Below are 16,654 nucleotides of genomic sequence, written 5' to 3' on the forward strand. Positions count from 1 at the left end.
ACTTGAAACTGAGGTGCTCTAGAGAAAACGGCGATTACGCCAAGTGAGTGCATTATGGGTATTTGTGCAGAAGAACTGAGAACTTATGTTATCCGCCCGGTGTTGGAACACCTGGACGACTGGTCTCAGGCGGCTGAAAACTTGCTACTGGGCACCGCCGCCCAGGAATCCGGCTTGGGGTTTCACCTGAAAACCCGCCGTGGTCACAGCCTGGGGATATTTCAGATTCACCCCCAAACGCACAACAACCTGTGGGACAAATACCTGGTCAAAAACCCTGATCTTGCCTCCAAGGTCCGCGGGTTGGCCAGCCAGCACGAGTTTCTTAGCCACCCCCACGCTGAACTGGCAACCAACCTCAGTTATGCCACAGCCATAGCCTGGATGGTTTACTGCCGCAGCGGCAAACCCCTACCCCAGGCTGACGACAGCCACGGTCTGGCAAAATTCTGGCAACGGCATTTCCACAGCCGCTTACGCGGCAGCGTTGAAGAATTTACCAACAACTATCAGAAGTTCATTCACAACAAAGAAAATAAAGACGAGATTGCAGCCTAAAGCCTGCACTAGGGGCGGTCTTGGCGCCGCCTGCCGGTATTGCTGCGCCTATCGGGAAGTATCGAAGATCCGCGAAAAGTGGAACGCCGGTCCAAAAGAATACGCCGAGAGTTCTGGCGCCTTTCATAATGCACCTCATCGGGACTCATTTCCTGCAACCAGCAGGTTGCACCAGCCTGCTTAATCGCCACCTCAAAGCGCTCGGCATCCACCAGTGGCAAGTTCTTTTTCACCACCACGGGTACCCCCGAACTCAGCAGCTGCAACTGGGAATCATTGAGGTGAAAACAGGCTTTGAGTTTTGATCTTGCCTGGGATGCATCGTCGGCATTATCAAAATTGTCGATATAAACCACTTCGTAGATTCTTTCGCCCATTACCTACTCTCCTGCAAGCTATTTCCAAGGGAGTCTTTGCCTCCCTGGCCAAGCTGTCGGAAATAACCCGAAAACAACGGTTAGTGAATAAGTAAATAGCAGTGGCAGTCGGTCTTTTCAACACATGAATGCAGAAGAACTGCAGCAATAAAAGCCCTGGTTATATTAACCATAGGCCTTTAGCGTTTTAACAACTTACTCGACGTTGAGGGCGTCAATAAATTGTACACCGGAACCTTTTACCGACTGGTTATCGGCATATTCGTAGGTTTCCCGTGGTTGGCTGCGATCGACCTGCAAATCGGTGAAATTAAACAGATTGGTATCGGCCATTTGTGAAGGCGCAATGGACTGCATGGCCGTAAAAATGCTCTCAAGACGATTGGGATGTTCCTGTTCCCACTGACGCAGCATCTGCTTGATGTTTTGACGCTGGAGATTTTCCTGTGAGCCACAGAGGTTACAGGGAATAATTGGGAAGCCTTGCACCTCTGCATAACGGGCCAGATCCTTTTCCCGGCTGTAGGCCAGCGGACGAATAACCACATTACGCTTATCATCTGACAGCAGCTTGGGCGGCATACCCGCCATGCGCGAACCGTAAAACATATTCAGAAACAGGGTTTCGACCATGTCGTCTTTGTGGTGACCCAGTGCAATCTTGTTAGCGCCGATATCTTCAGCAAAGCTATAAAGGGTACCGCGACGCAAACGGGAACAGAGGCCACAGGTGGTTTTGCCTTCCGGGATTTTGCTCTTCACCACTGAATAGGTATCACGCTCAATGATGTAATACTCCACCCCCAGACTATCGAGAAAGTCAGGCAGAATATGCTCGGGAAAACCGGGCTGCTTCTGGTCCATATTGACTGCAACCACATCAAAACTGATAGGCGCACTTTTCTGCAGCTTAAGCAGGATATCCAGCATGCAGTAAGAGTCTTTACCGCCCGATAGACACACCATCACCTTGTCACCGTCTTCAATCATATTGAAATCGGCAATCGCTGTTCCCACCTGGCGACGCAGGCGCTTTTGTAGCTTATTGAATTCGTGAGCCGCTTTGCGATCTAGCTGATTGCTTTCAGCTTGCGGCGCTAATTCGGTTGGCAAGGCTGGATTAGTCTCCACGGACATGACACCTGTTTCCTACTACATCTCGACAAGGGGCCGCTATTGTACGGATTTTGTGCGGAGGGTGAAATCGGCAATACACACCTAGATAGGTAAGACCGAAGAGGTTTATGGGTGGGTTTTATGAATCCAACCGCTGCAACTTTTCGATAAAGCGCTCTGCCCGCTGGATATGGGCCTGTAATACCGTGTTATCCGGGCTGAGTTCAGCGGTATTGCGCCAAACCTCCAAGGCCTGTTGCAGGAAGCCCTGACTGTATAAGGCCTGCCCCTGCTGAATCCCAAGCTCTACCTGGGTGGTGATAATCTGCTGTAATTCCCCAAGCCACTTTATGACTTCTAAATCCTTAGGGGAATGAACCTGCAGCTGATTCATCTTCTCTCTGGCCGCTAGCCACCAACCCGCAGCAATCATATCCCGGTATTCCTGCTTAAGGCGCTGCAACTGCAGACGATCAGCTTTGGCTTTCTGTTGCGCCAGTTGGTTTGGTTGTCGCTGCAACTCACGCGCCAGGCGCTGCTGACTGAGGCTTAACCGTTGCTGTTGCGCCTCTTTGGCAACTGTCGCGACCGGTGCAAGACAGCTGTTGGCAGCCTCCAGATTCTGCTCAGCAATCGCCTCATCCACGCAATCCAACAGCACATCAGCCAGCTCATAACCTAAACGACGCTGCTGATATAGCTTCCAACGGGTCCAGAAACTGTCCGGGTCGGCGGCAAGCATTTTTTCCAGAATCGCATTGCGGGCCGGTAACTGTCTGGCGGTGAGTAAATCCAACTCCAGATTCAGGGCGGCCATATACGCTTTACGTTCCGCCAACAGGGTTTTACGGGCATGATCTAATACGGTGTCTGGGGGCAGCTGCAGACGAGCCTCATCCAGGCGCGCTATAGCCTCCACCCAACGATTTTGTGCTGCCAGGCCTTTCACCTCACGCAGAACCTTCTGCTCAAACTGCTTAATTAAACTGGGCAAGGCCCGTTGCTGGCGTTCCAATGCCTGGTATTGAGGATCATCACTCGACAGCGATCGCAGCATTTCATGGGCACGACGAAACTGCTCCTGGGCAACCCACTGGTCCACTAAGGCAGCTCGATCGATATTGGTCGGCAGTTGACTACAAGCTGACAACAATGCCAGAAGCGATATCACAAGTAGGCGCTTCATCAGTCGGAGACCTCTGCTTGCTGTTGCTTGTCAAACGCAGTTCCAACAGCCCGCGCCTCTACCTGCGGGTAACTGTTAACGATATCTTCAATCAGGTTATCCATCACATGCACGTAATCTTTACTAATCCCATTAACGGTATATGCCTCAACAGGCTCATGCTTGCCTTTAACCGCCAGCGTTGAGTGGAACTTACTCTCCACACGTCTATTCATACCGGGATATTTTAGGGTCGACTGGCCAACCAGAATGTCTCCAGCCCCGGCCAAGTCAGTTAAACGCGATGCCAGGTTTACCGCATCACCCACAACGGTATATTCCATGCGCTGTGCCGTGCCTATGGTACCCGCCATCATCTCACCACTGTTAATCCCAATTCTTACCTGAATCTCCTGCTCGCCCAGGGCTCTGCGCTGTTCATTTAAAAAAGCTAACAGGCGCTGTATCACCACCGCACAGGCTACCGCATTAAATCGATGATCTTCATTACACTTGGGCGCGCCAAATATCACCATAGCGCAATCGCCAATAAACTTATCGACCGTGCCAAAGAACAACTGACTGCACAGGGTGAAATAGGTGAAGTACTCGTTGAGTAGATTGACGACCTTCTCTGTTGGCTCTCTTTCCGCCAGGGATGTAAAACCAACAATATCAACGAACAAAACTGAGGCTTCAACCCGAGTACTGGACAGCTCACCCACGGTTTCCGGGTCCATCAGGGTTTCTGCGACATCCGTAGCTACCACCCGGGATAACACCCCCTGCAGGCGATGCTTCTCATCGAGCTCCGCCCCCATGCGATTAATGGCCTCGAACATATGACCGATTTCATCGCGACTGCGTCTGGGAAGATTCACATGGAAATTGCCTGCCCCAATCTCTTCAGTGGCATTGACCAACATTTCAATGGGACGCGCCATACGCCGACTCATCCAATAGGCAAAGGCCATCACCAACACCAGCATCACAATAGTGACCGTAACCATGGCCTTTACCATACGCTCAAAATTACGGCTCACCTCGACCGGTGTAAAGTCGACCAAAACCCAGCCCGCTGTCACCCCCTGAAAGTTCACTGGGCTGGTATAGGTAATCCCCTCGCTGGCTGAGACAACCTGTGAAGCGGCATACGTTTTATCAGTAAACCAGGTAGGCCCCAGCGCCGGGACAAGTCCGGCATGGGCAACAGTTTGTCCCTGCTCGTTAAGAATGGCTGCCCCTCGCACCCGCTCATCGTGGACCAGGTTCACGGCCAACACCTGCATCGACATAATGTCATCGGTGAACAGGGGCTCTGTGGCACTGGAAGCAAACTGAGAGGCAATAATGCCGCCGTAGGTATCTATCTGCTCATTGAGCAGCTGATCCTGATAGCGCAGAACCACCAGCATCAAGAATCCAACCCCTAGCAACAACACCATGCACACCGCCATCGCCAACTTATAGGCAATGGGCAACCCACCCAGCCAACTCGCCAGCTGCTGCAGGAGCGATTGCTTGGGGCTGGCAGAAGTGCTGCGGCCATTGGATGGAACAGGTGCTGTCATAGCGTCTTTAAAACGGTTCGAATAGTGCGTGTAATCAATGGGTATGTAGATAGATGCAAAAGCCGCGCTAAGGTGTTGTTATCATAAGAAAATAAGCGCAAGCAGAACTTCTTATAGCGTATTGCGCTGAAAACATACAATCGCAATAACGGAAACTGTGACCTAATCACAAACTTGATCAAAAAACAGGCGGGCATGTTAGGGCTTGATCAACTTTTTATCAACTCGAATCCTGACCGGCGGGACAAGTTGCCGCCCGCCTTTACAGGAGTTTGCCGCCCGGCGGCAGCCCATTGCCTCAATCCCCACCTCAAGAAAAGATGAAATAAGTGTCATCCCCTGTATTCGCGGGCACTGACAGAGAAAATAAATTCTTGGCATATGGCTTGCACTACCCAGCACAAACAAGCACTACCAAGAATACAGCCCAGCGAGGTCCAGGGAATATGGCCATTTTGCAAGCCGTTCTGCAAAAACTCAGCCGCAAGACACCACCAGCCACCATTGACGAACCGGTTAATGATCTGGCCGATCGAATTAACCGCTACGCGCCTCTGTTTGCGTTGCAAGAACAAAAGCAATTTATTGAAGTAGTCAGTGAGAGCACCGGCGAGGTTTACCAGAGCATGATTCTGGCCATCGATTTAATGGATGGCAGCATGCAGCTCGATGAGTTTTTTCCAAACCCATCACACGAGTGCAAACCCGGCGAGCACTTTACCGTACGTCATCATAACCGCGGTCAGCTACTGACGTTTACCACCCCTTTGCGCTCCGTCCATCTCGGCATGGATGCGCCTATATACACCTTGGTACTGCCTGAGGCCGTAGGTTACCGCCAACGCCGGGTTTACCCGCGTATTAATCTCAGTCAGCAACAACCGTTAACTGTTCGCGTACAATCTCCCTGGCGCACGCCCTGGTACGCCACTGCCCGCAACCTCTCGGCAGGCGGTATGCGTATTACCGTTGGCGGCAATGTCATGGAGCAATTGCATCACGGTGCCCTGCTACCGCTGTGCGAGTTTGAATTTGGCCCCGAATTCAAGATTCGCTGTCAGGCCAAAGCCCGCAGCTTCCGCTTTATTCGTCGCCCCTACCGCCATACGGAAATCAGCATAGAGTTTTCCGATATGGCCCCTGCACAACGCTTGCAGTTACAGCAGTTTATCAATTCGCTCACCGAGCCCGACAACACTCAGGCTGCCTAGTCCTGATACCAGCCTAAACTAACCCCCTACATGGCCGATACCCATACCAACAAGTGGGTATGCCAAGTGGGGCGGCCCAATGGCGGACTAGCGCTCAGACGCTATGCTTACAACAATATCCCCAGCCAAAATAGGGAAACAACATGCGTAATAATGGCCCAGTGACTGGTCGAGAGGTTCATTTAACCGATAAAGACGAAATCGTCTCTGCCACCGATACCGGTGGTCGAATTACCTTCTGTAACGATACCTTTTGCCGCATTGCAGGATTTGAGCGTGAAGAACTGATCAATCAGCCTCACAACATCCTGCGTCACCCCCATATGCCTGCCCCGGCCTTTAAAATGCTATGGGATGCCGTTAAATCCGGCAAACCCTGGATGGGGATAGTTAAAAACCGCTGCAAGAACGGGGATCACTATTGGGTAGATGCCTATGTCACTCCCCTGCGAGAAGGCAATACCATTACTGGCTATGAGTCAGTACGTGTAAAAGCCTCGCCACAAATCATTCAGCGCGCCGAAAAGGTGTACCAGCGAATCAACAATGGTCAGCCAGCCATTCCTGTTACCGAACAATATCGCTCACTAGGCATTCAAGTGGGTCTGATGGCCTTAATCAGTACCCTGGTACTGATGGTATTGGTAGCCGTTTTTGGTGAGGGTGGCGCAGGTCAATACACCACGGCCCTACTGGCGGGTCTCGCCATTGGCCTGATTAATTTCAAAGTCTCTCAACTCGGTGTGCAGGAAGCGCTGAATATTGCTCTTAGCGAAATTGACGATCCTCTCGCAGCCTATATCTATACCGGTCGCGCCGATGCTATTGGCAAAATTGAATTTGCCCAGCTCGCTCAAAAAGCCCGCCTACGCACCGCACTGGGCCGTTTTAGTGAATCCGCCAAAGAGTTACGGGAACGCTCTATCAACGCCCAGGAACAAGCCAGTCGCAGTCATTTAGGTATGGATACCCAACAGCAGGAAACCGCACAACTGGCTTCCGCCATGCAGCAGATGGCTCAAGCCGTTCAGGAAGTGGCCTCTGGTGCCAGCGAAGCTTCCAATGCGACACTGGAAGCACAAAAAGAAGTCTCCCAGGGTACCCAGGTATTAACTGGCGCCAGCGACGCACTGGGCAATTTATCCGGTATCGTTGGTCAACTGGGCCAAGTGGTCGACAAACTGACCGAAGACAGTGGCCGTATTGCCAGTGTGATTGATGTGATTCGCGGTATTGCAGAGCAAACCAACCTGCTGGCACTCAACGCTGCTATCGAAGCCGCACGTGCCGGTGAACAGGGCCGTGGATTTGCCGTGGTAGCCGATGAAGTAAGAACCCTGGCGCAACGTACTCAGGAATCCACCCAACACATTCAGGATATTATTGAAAACCTCTCCAAGGCCACCGACCAGGCATCCTCTAATATGAATGAATGCCAAGAACTTACTGAGCGTAGCGTGGATGAAATGAGTAACGTCAGTGGTGCCCTGGCCACCATTTCCGATGCGGTCAATACCATTGAGCAAATGTCCCACCACATTGCCTCTGCCGCTGAAGAACAATCTGCCACTGCTAACGAAATCGAAAGCAACACCCGCAACATTTCCGAGATTTCCGAGCAAACCAAACACGAAGCGTTGACTGCGGCAGAACTCAACGAGGAGATGTCCGATTTGGCCAGCAAGCAGTTCCTGCTGGTTGAACGCTTTCAATAGAGCGGTATCAAAGCCATCAAGGAAGCCGTAAAATGCCTGCTTTGTGATTCAACGCTGCAGGCATTTTGAATGACCGATATCACCCCGTTTTTACCCGCCGATCTCGACTACCAAACCCTGGTCGATATTGATAAACAAGCTATCTGGCACCCCTACTCCTCAACTCTTTCCGCTCCGGATGCCTATCCGGTAGTTAGTGCAGAAGGTGTTTATTTTCAGTTGGCTGATGGCCGTAAAATAATCGACGGCATGTCCTCCTGGTGGTGTGCCATGCACGGCTACAATCACCCGGTGCTGAATGCCGCCATGCAGGCTCAGATTGGCAAAATGTCTCACGTGATGTTCGGTGGCATCACCCATCCACCGGCTGTGGAACTGAGTAAACTACTGATCGATATTACCCCCGAGCAACTCACCAAAGTATTTTACTCAGACTCCGGATCTGTTGCCGTGGAAGTTGCCATCAAAATGGCACTGCAATACTGGAACAGCCAGGGCAAAGACGACAAACACCGCTTGCTTACCGTGCGCAACGGTTATCACGGCGATACCTTTGGCGCCATGGCAACCTGTGATCCGGTCAATGGTATGCATCACCTGTTCAGCAAAGTCATGCCCGAACATATTTTTGCTGAAGCCCCCGCCTGCGCGTTTGACGCCGAATGGGATGAACGTTATATCAGCGATCTCGCCAACAAACTGCAACAGCATCAGGACGAAATTGCTGCGGTCATTATTGAACCCGTGGTTCAGGGCGCTGGCGGTATGCGTTTTTATTCGCCGCATTATTTAAAACGCCTGCGAGAACTCTGTGATGAATACGATGTGCTGTTAATTCTCGATGAAATTGCCACCGGCTTTGGTCGTACCGGCGAGCTGTTTGCCTGCCAACACGCGGGTATCCAGCCGGATATTATGGCAATCGGTAAAGCCCTCACCGGCGGCAATATTACCTTGGCCGCCACCCTGTGCACCGATAAAGTCAGCGACGGTATCTGCCGCGGCGAAGCCGGTGTGTTTATGCACGGCCCTACCTTTATGGGCAATCCGCTGGCCTGTGCGACTGCCCTGGCATCTACGCGACTACTGCTATCGCAGGATTGGCAAGCCAAGGTCAAACATATTGAAGCCCATTTAAAAGAGGCCCTAGCGCCTCTGGCCACGCTGGATCATATCGACGATGTGCGTGTGCTAGGTGCCATTGGCGTTGTTGAGGCCAAACAGCCAGTGGATATGGCAAAGATTCAAGCGGCACTGGTAGACGAGGGAATTTGGTTACGACCGTTTGGCAAACTGATATATGTAATGCCAACGTTTATGGTGATCAATGATGAAGAGCTTGAGACGCTTACCAAAGCGATGGTGAAAGTCGTTAGTCAACCAGAGTTGTTTGCAGGCTAAGAGCCTCGGTAATCCCTCCTCTGCGCCATTCCCGCGAAAGCGGGAATCCAGGAATTACGTGGACGCTACAACAATGGATTCCCGCTTTCGCGGGAATGGCGAACTACATCAAACCGCGAACGGGTTCTTTGCCTTAGCCCGTTCCGCAGACAAAGCCAACACCTCACGGCGTTGATCATTGCTGTAACTGCCCCAGTGCGAAATCTCGTTACCGGTACGGAAACAACCCACACAGATATCATCCTCGTCCAGAGCACATACAGACACACAAGGGGATTTAATCGGCTTTTCACGGGTTTGATCGGACACGGGGACCTCTGAATTTAGAACTGATGGAAGTGGCCGCCACAGGCAACCGGGGCGGCATTATACCCTGCCCCACTCCTTAACGGGAGCCGGATGCTCTAAACAGATATTACCGCCCCCTACACTGTTGATAAATTCCACCAATAAGCGCGCGGTAAACCCCCAGATTTCAAACCCCAGGTATTCATACGCCGGGGACCAATAAGTACGGCCATCACGGTGAAAAACATCAGTTCGCAAACGCTCGTCTTCCAGCAAAAACTTCAGAGGTAAATGGAAGATAGCATCCAATTCATCGTAATTCGGGGTGAGCTCAACCTTCTCAGGGACTATGCCCACATACGGAGCCACATTCATGCCCTGGTAGGTTCGGCCCATTTTGAAAGGGCTGATAATCTCCACCAGCTTGGGATCCAGGCCAACTTCTTCCCAGCTTTCCCGCAAAGCTGTATTCACCAGAGTTTCGTCTTCAAGATCGTATTTACCACCCGGCAGCGAGACTTCACCGCTGTGGGAGGATAGATGCTCTGCCCGCCTGGTCAGAATGACATGGGGATTGGTTTCATTATCGGTAAGTGCCAGCAGCACTGCAGCTTTAGCTCCACCGGTTCCGGAATCTACCGGCGCTATATTTTCGGCTTCCAGCCGCTGGCGAATCTGACTTAACATCTACTTCTTGAGCTCATAATTGAATTTTTATTCTACTATTTATCTTAATATAACAACCTATCCTAAAGCCCGCCTCAGGTCCATGACCACAAGCGTTAATTCTGTCATGCAGTCTTCACCCCTCTGACATATTGCTGCCACAACAATGATTTAGACGCCAAGCCGCATCCCAGCTACATATGCAAATTGGTTCTAAATAGCCCTATACACAGATCGATAGCACATTTGGTAGACTAATTTTCATACATACTGTGGTCTATCACACCAATTTACCGGCCAGAACGATTGGGGGATCACCTGGCCAAGTAAAGTCAAAGCCTGGGGGGCGCGTACATGACAACATTATTCGACCCAAGCAGCAGCTTCGATTCAAGCCTGCCAAGCTTTGATACCCTTATGACTATGGCGCTGACCAATCCTGAGGGCTTTGAGCGCCTGCGCCAACAAGAAGTCGATGCCCTGATTGCCTCCGCCCCGGAAGAGATTCAACAACGCCTGCGTGGCCTGCAGTTTCAGATTGATGCCCAGCGCCAGATCCATAAAACCCCCATGGGTGCCTGCATCAAAATATCCAATATGATGCATGAATCCTTTGCCCAGCTACGTGAGCTGCTGTCCCAGTTTAGCCAGCAACGTGCCCCACTGATTGCCCGCACCTCAGAAGCGCCAAGCTCTGCGGTATTAGAAACTGCCGAGATTATTGACTTCCCTAGCCGATAACGACTCAATACGCGATAATAGTGGGCTCTGAATAAGGAAGGCCCACCATGAAGTTCTGTAGCAGTTGCGGAAGCAGTATATCCCTGAAGATCCCCCACGGTGACGACCGCGAGCGTCACGTCTGCGGTAACTGCGATACTATTCACTACCAAAACCCCCGCATTATTGCCGGTACCCTGCCCGTTTTCGAAGACAAGGTGCTACTGTGCAAACGCGCTATTGAACCCCGCTATGGCCTGTGGACCCTACCGGCCGGTTTTATGGAAAACGGTGAGTCAACCGAAGAAGGTGCATTAAGAGAAACCTGGGAAGAAGCCCGCGCCCGCATGACCATCGACAGCCTGTACACCATGTTTAGCCTGCCGCAAATCAATCAGGTGTATCTGCTGTTTCGCGGCACCCTCACCGATATGGATTTTGGCCCTGGCCCGGAATCCCTGGAAGTGGACCTGTTTAAAGAAAACGATATCCCCTGGGATGAAATCGCCTTCCCGGTTATGAAAAAAACCCTGCGCCACTACTACAGTGACTTCCCCACCGGCGACTTCAAATTCCGTAGCGAAGCACTTTACAAACCGGGCGTCGATAAAAACGCCCAGCTGGGTGTGCCAACCTACAAGAACACACCCAAGACATAAGCTAACCGACATTAAGGCGCAAACTACAAGGTCAGCAGCTGAGTTAGCGCCTCCTCAAATGCCAAATTAACCGACTGAATTATCGGTCAAGTGTTATCGGTCGCCAGAAACTTGCATCTGGCGGCCAAATGTCAGATCTTTCAGCTCTGGATATTTTAGGATGTACCCCATGACCAATAACTCAGCCTCCAGCAGTCACGTCTTTGATCAAGCTATCGCCTTAACCCCTGACGGGGACACCTTTACCGGCCACCCCAGCGCCGACTACCAAAATATGGTTGGCCCTTTTGGCGGCATCACTGCTGCCAAAGTGCTTAACGCGATTCTGATTCATCCTGAGGCTGAAGGCTCGCCAGTATCGATTACGGTAAATTTTCTCGGCCCGATCAAGAATGAAGCGGTGACGTTAGCGCCCAAGCTAACCCGCAATAATCGCAGCAACCAGCATTGGTCTGTCGAGTTAATTCAGGGTGATGAGATTCAATGTACCGCACTGATCGTTCTGGCCAAACGTATGGACACCTTCGAGAGCGAAGAGATCACCTTCCCAGATGCCCCCGCCGCTGACACCCTGGCAGAACTTAACAGCGATCAATTACCACCAGCCTGGGTCAACCAATACGACATGCGATTTGTCTACGGCAATATGTTGACCATGGACCAACCAGAAGTACCGTCTGAAAGCCTGCTGTGGATGGCAGACAAACCTGCACGCAAACTGGACTTCCAATCCATCACCGCCATTTGCGATGCCTTCTTCCCGCGCCTGTTTCTACGCACCCGTAAATTATCTCCAGCAGGTACCGTAACCTTTACCGTCTATTTCCATGTAAATAGTGAGGAATTAGCCCAGCAGGAATCCACCCGCGTATTGGGTCATGCACGGGCGACCAAGTTTTCCGGCAATTATTTCGATCAGCGTGGCGAGATTTGGGGCGAGGATAAAACCTTGCTGGCAACAACTTCGCAATTGGTTTACTACAAAGACTAATTCGTTAAGTGGTCTTATGTGCCATTAAGACCACGCCCCCCGGCTTTAGGCTTGCGAGCAGCTGAGCTCACTGCTAGAACTTATATACTGACATTAAATCTCGTCAGCCATATAAGGCAGTCACATGGAAGAAACAATCAAGGGATTTCAGCAGTGGATTTGCGTACTCGCTTTGTCGGCGTTATTAAGTGGCTGCGAGTACTATCAAACCGATAGTGAATCGAACACCGATCTCAATATATTCGCCAGCAGTCAAACTCAATACTTTAGCACTTCCGCACTTACCCCAATCCCCGACAAGCATAACGAACCCCTAGCCCTGGCCACACTGGGTGAACAACTTTTTAACGACACAACATTAAGCAGCAACCAGAGCATTAGTTGTGCAAGCTGTCACCGCATAGATCAGGGCGGCGATGACAACAGAGCCACCTCTGTGGGCATCCACGGTCAAATCGGTGAAGTGAATGCGCCAACTGTACTCAACGCCGCCCTTAACTTTCGTCAATTTTGGGATGGCCGTGCGGACACCCTGCAAGAGCAAGCGCGATTCCCGGTAGAAAATCCCATTGAAATGGCCAGCCGCTGGCCCGATGTTATAGAACGCCTGCGCCAAAACCCTGACTATCAACGCCAATTTAACGCACTGTTTGACGACGGTATAACTGTTAACAATGTAACTGCAGCCATTGCCAGTTTTGAACGCACTCTATTAACTCCTGATAGCCCCTTTGATCGTTTCCTGAATGGTGACAACACGGCACTCTCAGATCAGGCTCACCGAGGCTACCAACGCTTTCGTGAACTCGGTTGTGTCAGTTGCCACCAGGGAATCAACATCGGTGGCAATATGTATCAGTACCTGGGCGTTATGCGCGATTACTTTACCGACAAGCGCGAACTGCGAGATATCGATCTTGGTTTATACAATCATACCGGCCGCGAGCTTGACCGCTATAAATTCAAAGTCCCCTCTCTGCGGAACGTGGCTGAAACGGCCCCCTACTTTCATGATGGCAGCGCCACAACCTTGCGCGAAGCCATTATCGTTATGGGCCGCTATCAACTAGGTATTGAATTGACGACAGAAGATCAGGAATTGCTACTCGCATTTCTTGCATCCCTAAGCGCTCCTCCACTGACTCTGGCGAAATCACCGTGAAACCAAGTAATCGTTTATTTCGACTGCTGGCTATTTCTGTTGTGGCATTGCTGTGCTTTAGCTACGGTGCGCACAAATTTCAACAGCTGACTGCTTACGAAAAATTAAGAAATCAATCTCACCTGTTGCAAAACAAGAAGGTCCTGCTCGACAACCTTCTGCTCAACTACCAGTTTAATCACTATCGTAATTACGACTATCTTAACCAATTCTCCGACGGACTGTTACAAGAGCTACAGAAACTCATGGCTATGAGTCAGCGCTTGCTGCAAGATCCTGAACTACAGCAAGCACTGGACAATCATCCCGAGCATCTGCGTATGCTATTGGAAGATTTTAAAAGCCTTCTCGCTATTCGTCTCAATAGCAGTCTCTACATCAGCAATGATCTTAATGAGATAGGCAAAAGCTGGCAGGGAGAACAAAGCCTGTTACTGGATCTTTTCCGTGACTCTGCGGCCTTCCTAAACCTTGCCAACGAAAAGTCTTCCCAAACCCTGCAACAGAGCTTGTCAGCATTTCTAAATAGCCCCCATAACCTGACAGAAGATCATATCCAACTATTAAAACGCAAGGTAGATCGCTTAATAGAAAGCAACTTGCAACTACAAACTATCAGTGCTGAATATCAGCAAACCCTTTCATCCCCCGCCTATTTTCAAATAGAGGACAGGTCCAAAAAAGCCCTGCAATACATACAATACGGTTTGGTTGCTGTAGCAACCCTCATGCTATTAAGCGTAATTATCCTGGGCTTTGAATTGGTACGCGCCTGGACAGAACTAAAGCAAAATCACAATGAACTCGACGAGCTCAATAACGACCTACAGGATCGTATCGAAAAAAGCACCGCAGTCATACGACAGCAAATGGTGGAACTGCAACAGAAAAAAGAACTTGCAGAATCAGCAACAAAAGCAAAAGGCGACTTCCTGGCCAATATGAGCCATGAGATCCGCACACCCATGAACGGTATTTTAGGCATGATCGGACTGGTGTTAAAAATGGACCTGACACCAGAGCAACACCACCGCCTGTCTGTAGCCAGCTCCAGCGCCCAATCATTATTAGCGCTGATCAACGACATTCTCGATTACTCAAAAATCGAAGCCGGCAAGCTCGAACTCGAAAAACAGCATTTTGACTTACGCACGATGCTGGGGGATTTTTCTGAAGCCATCGCCTTGCAGGCGCAAGATAAAAACATCGAACTGGTGCTGGATATTGTTGGCATCAGTCACTCCATGGTGAAAACCGATCCCACCCGCATTCGGCAAATATTCTCCAATCTGGCAGGTAACGCAATCAAATTTACTGATAAAGGTGAAGTGCTGGTACAGGCACGCCTGGAAGAACGAGACGCCGATAGCTGGACACTGTACGGCCGCATCAGCGATACCGGTATCGGCATACCGCCAGAAAAGGTTGGCAGCTTGTTCGAAAAATTCAGCCAGGTAGATGCATCAACCACCCGTAAATACGGCGGCACCGGCCTCGGCTTATCGATAGCACAAAACCTGTGCCAGTTGATGGGCGGCGATATAGAAGTCAGCAGCGAACTCGGTCAAGGCTCTACGTTCAGTTTCCATATTGTGATTGAAAAATCCTCCAAGGCGCGCCTGGTCATGCCTTCCGCCGCCATCGACAAGCTGCGTTTACTCGTCGTCGATGACAACGCCATTAACCGTCAAATACTTGAAGCACAACTACATCACTGGGGCGCCCAGGTAACCTGTGTCGCCAGTGGCGCCGATGCTCTGGAACTGTGTAAACAACGCCTATACGCTGAAGGGGCAATCCCCTTCGATATCGCCTTTCTCGACATGCAGATGCCGGATATGGATGGGGCACAATTAGGCGATTTCATGCAGAAGCACCCACAACTTAAAGACATCAAACTGGTTATGATGACCTCCATCGCCTCCCGCGGCGATGGGCTGGAATTTGCCAACCTGGGATTTAGCGCCTACTTCCCCAAACCCGCAACCACTGCAGACCTGTTCAATGCCCTCAATGTGATTGCCGATGGCGGTGAAGCGCTGCAGCAGGCCGAGCCTCTACTAACTCATCACTACCTTAAATCCCTGGGTCCGGCGGAGAGTGATTCAGCAGAGGGCTTTAGCGGACGCATCCTGATAGTTGATGATAACGCCGTTAACCTGGCAGTGGTCACCGGCATTTTGGAAGACGAACAGTTTAGTACCGAAGAAGCCCTTAACGGCAAAGAAGCACTGGGCCGCTTACGTGCGGCACAGGAGCCGTACACACTTATTTTAATGGATTGCCAAATGCCGATTATGAATGGCTTTGAAGCAACCCGTCGGATTCGCCAAGGAGAGGCTGGCGAAGAATACAAGCACATCCCGATCATCGCCCTGACAGCCAATGTGCTCAGTGGCGATAGAGATGAATGCCTTGATGCCGGTATGAATGACTTTGTCTCCAAACCCATAGACCCCGAAGGCTTGCTTAGCGCCATCAAGCGCTGTTTGCCATCAAAAACAGATAACAACACTCTAACTGACGCCCCAACTGAATCAGCCGACATACCCCATGAATCATCAACACCGATCTGGGATCAAGAGGCCCTGCTATTGCGCCTCAAAGGTAAACAAGACCGCCTGTTACGTCTTGCGCAACTGTTTATAGAAACCAACAAGGATCACGCTCAACAGCTGCGCGAAAGCTGGCATAAACGGGATTTCGTAGATCTACAAAGCCGCGCACATGATATCAAAGGCGCAGCGGCCAACCTTGAAGGCCAAGCGTTAAGAAACAGCGCGCAGATGCTTGAACAGGCCGCCAAATCTGAAGATACCTCCGCACTGGAAACCTCAGTAGAAACATTAATTGCGAAGCTTGATGAATTCCTGGTCGCACTTAACAGTGCGACGAAAGAGGTATCAATGTCAGATCAAATATCTTAGCCATACTACGTGGAAAGGATCTCTACCCTACTTTAAGAGGTTGAATCCATACGCCGCATGATTTGTGCAGTACATTGTGAGCACGCATCGCGATGAGTTTCAGAACCTTCATTTACCTTGCTGAAAT

Annotated in this window: 15 protein-coding genes; 9 read left to right on the forward strand and 6 right to left on the reverse strand. The window is 50.8% G+C overall.

Annotation, left to right across the window (positions count from 1 at the left end):
* The first annotated feature begins 54 nt into the window (after positions 1-54).
* Positions 55-558: a hypothetical protein gene (locus ACGHZ6_RS14050; protein ID WP_390614602.1), complete on the forward strand. Its 504-nt coding sequence runs from the start codon at positions 55-57 to the stop codon at positions 556-558.
* Positions 559-566: 8 nt separating this feature from the next.
* Here the strand turns inward: ACGHZ6_RS14050 and ACGHZ6_RS14055 are convergent, their stop codons facing one another.
* From ACGHZ6_RS14055 to ACGHZ6_RS14070, 4 genes are all read right to left on the reverse strand, one after another.
* On the reverse strand, positions 567-935 hold the full coding sequence (locus tag ACGHZ6_RS14055; protein ID WP_390614603.1) for a hypothetical protein: 369 nt from the start codon (positions 933-935) through the stop codon (positions 567-569).
* A gap of 195 nt (positions 936-1,130) precedes the next feature.
* Entirely contained in the window at positions 1,131-2,072 is a 942-nt protein-coding gene (gene ttcA, locus ACGHZ6_RS14060) for a tRNA 2-thiocytidine(32) synthetase TtcA (protein WP_390614604.1), read from the reverse strand.
* Positions 2,073-2,190: 118 nt separating this feature from the next.
* On the reverse strand, positions 2,191-3,237 hold the full coding sequence (locus ACGHZ6_RS14065) for a hypothetical protein (protein WP_390614605.1): 1,047 nt from the start codon (positions 3,235-3,237) through the stop codon (positions 2,191-2,193).
* Positions 3,237-4,787: an adenylate/guanylate cyclase domain-containing protein gene (locus ACGHZ6_RS14070; RefSeq protein WP_390614606.1), complete on the reverse strand. Its 1,551-nt coding sequence runs from the start codon at positions 4,785-4,787 to the stop codon at positions 3,237-3,239. The genes ACGHZ6_RS14065 and ACGHZ6_RS14070 overlap by 1 nt, the downstream gene beginning before the upstream one ends.
* 446 nt (positions 4,788-5,233) lie before the next feature.
* Here ACGHZ6_RS14070 and ACGHZ6_RS14075 point away from each other — a divergent pair, with 446 nt between their 5' ends.
* From ACGHZ6_RS14075 to bioA, 3 genes are all read left to right on the forward strand, one after another.
* Positions 5,234-5,998, forward strand: coding sequence for a flagellar brake protein (locus tag ACGHZ6_RS14075; protein ID WP_390614607.1), 765 nt, complete (start codon positions 5,234-5,236; stop codon positions 5,996-5,998).
* Between the two features lie 143 nt (positions 5,999-6,141).
* Complete coding sequence (locus ACGHZ6_RS14080; protein WP_390614608.1) at positions 6,142-7,713, forward strand: methyl-accepting chemotaxis protein; 1,572 nt, start codon at positions 6,142-6,144, stop codon at positions 7,711-7,713.
* Between the two features lie 69 nt (positions 7,714-7,782).
* Positions 7,783-9,114 (forward strand): adenosylmethionine--8-amino-7-oxononanoate transaminase, encoded by a 1,332-nt coding sequence (bioA, locus tag ACGHZ6_RS14085; protein WP_390614609.1) that lies wholly within the window; start codon positions 7,783-7,785, stop codon positions 9,112-9,114.
* 108 nt (positions 9,115-9,222) lie between these two features.
* Here bioA and ACGHZ6_RS14090 read toward each other — a convergent pair whose 3' ends face one another.
* Positions 9,223-9,423, reverse strand: coding sequence for a DUF1289 domain-containing protein (locus tag ACGHZ6_RS14090; RefSeq protein ID WP_390614610.1), 201 nt, complete (start codon positions 9,421-9,423; stop codon positions 9,223-9,225).
* A gap of 57 nt (positions 9,424-9,480) precedes the next feature.
* A complete protein-coding gene (locus ACGHZ6_RS14095; RefSeq protein WP_390614611.1) occupies positions 9,481-10,089 on the reverse strand; it encodes an NUDIX hydrolase in 609 nt (202 codons plus the stop codon).
* A 333-nt stretch (positions 10,090-10,422) separates the two neighbouring features.
* Here ACGHZ6_RS14095 and ACGHZ6_RS14100 point away from each other — a divergent pair, with 333 nt between their 5' ends.
* The 5 genes from ACGHZ6_RS14100 (at position 10,423) to ACGHZ6_RS14120 (ending at position 16,527) form a co-directional block, all read left to right on the forward strand.
* Positions 10,423-10,809 (forward strand): DUF3135 domain-containing protein, encoded by a 387-nt coding sequence (locus tag ACGHZ6_RS14100; protein ID WP_390614612.1) that lies wholly within the window; start codon positions 10,423-10,425, stop codon positions 10,807-10,809.
* A 47-nt stretch (positions 10,810-10,856) separates the two neighbouring features.
* Positions 10,857-11,447 (forward strand): NUDIX hydrolase, encoded by a 591-nt coding sequence (locus ACGHZ6_RS14105; protein WP_390614613.1) that lies wholly within the window; start codon positions 10,857-10,859, stop codon positions 11,445-11,447.
* Between the two features lie 169 nt (positions 11,448-11,616).
* A complete protein-coding gene (locus ACGHZ6_RS14110) occupies positions 11,617-12,438 on the forward strand; it encodes an acyl-CoA thioesterase (protein WP_390614614.1) in 822 nt (273 codons plus the stop codon).
* A 124-nt stretch (positions 12,439-12,562) separates the two neighbouring features.
* Positions 12,563-13,600 carry a cytochrome-c peroxidase gene (locus ACGHZ6_RS14115; protein ID WP_390614615.1) on the forward strand — a complete coding sequence of 346 codons (1,038 nt, stop codon included), beginning with the start codon at positions 12,563-12,565 and terminating at the stop codon, positions 13,598-13,600.
* Complete coding sequence (locus tag ACGHZ6_RS14120) at positions 13,597-16,527, forward strand: response regulator (protein ID WP_390614616.1); 2,931 nt, start codon at positions 13,597-13,599, stop codon at positions 16,525-16,527. Before ACGHZ6_RS14115 ends, ACGHZ6_RS14120 begins: the two co-directional genes overlap by 4 nt.
* Positions 16,528-16,654: the final 127 nt, after the last annotated feature.

Source organism: Maricurvus nonylphenolicus, assembly GCF_042854845.1.
Taxonomy (GTDB): Bacteria; Pseudomonadota; Gammaproteobacteria; order Pseudomonadales; family Cellvibrionaceae; genus Maricurvus; species Maricurvus nonylphenolicus.